Below are 610 nucleotides of genomic sequence, written 5' to 3'. Positions count from 1 at the left end.
GTCTCGTGGGCTCGGTTCCACTTCGGTCTGATCGGTGTGCTGGGTCATGGAGAGCGGCAGATTAGCAGCAAGCCGGGCCCGGCGCGAAGCGGCGCCGCTCCGGCGGGCGCGCCTGTCGTCGCACCTGTCGCCGCGCGTGTCGTCGCACCCTGGCGTCCGTCCGGACCCCTCAGGCCCGTACGGCGTTCGTCCGACGAACCCGACGCGAGGAGCGCACGCATGGCCGACGACCTGAACGGACTCTCCGACAAGGCCCTCTCGATCTTCGCCTTCGCGGCCTACCACCGCCTCGTCAGCGGCGAGAGGGTCACCTCGGTGATCCGCCGGGACGGCGCCGGCCACGAGGCCGACCCGGAGGGCGTGGAGGAACTGGAGGCGCGCGGCCTCGTCACCGCCGGCGAGACCGACATCGACCTCGGTGAGACCGCGCAGGCGGCGGTCGAGACGATGGTCGCGGCCCTGCGCCGGGAGGTCGGGCGCTGAGTGCGGCATCCCGGCCGTGGAGAGCCGGGAACGCACCCGCTCCCGGCGCCTTGTCCCGCAGCCACGACGGAGGATCGGATGACTGCCAAGGCCAAGGTGAAGACCGGCGACGACGTCACCTACAAAT

The 610-nt window shown here is 71.8% G+C and carries 1 protein-coding gene; it reads left to right on the top strand.

Annotated elements, in window-relative coordinates:
• Positions 1-219: 219 nt before the first annotated feature.
• Entirely contained in the window at positions 220-483 is a 264-nt protein-coding gene (locus NS334_RS16990) for a hypothetical protein (protein ID WP_012318516.1), read from the top strand.
• Positions 484-610 lie beyond the last annotated feature (127 nt).

The sequence above is a fragment of the Sphingomonas endophytica genome, assembly GCF_001476895.1.
GTDB lineage: Bacteria > Pseudomonadota > Alphaproteobacteria > Sphingomonadales > Sphingomonadaceae > Sphingomonas > Sphingomonas endophytica_A.
The sequence above is the reverse complement of the archived record's forward strand: the minus strand, read 5'-3'. Positions and strand labels throughout refer to the sequence as shown.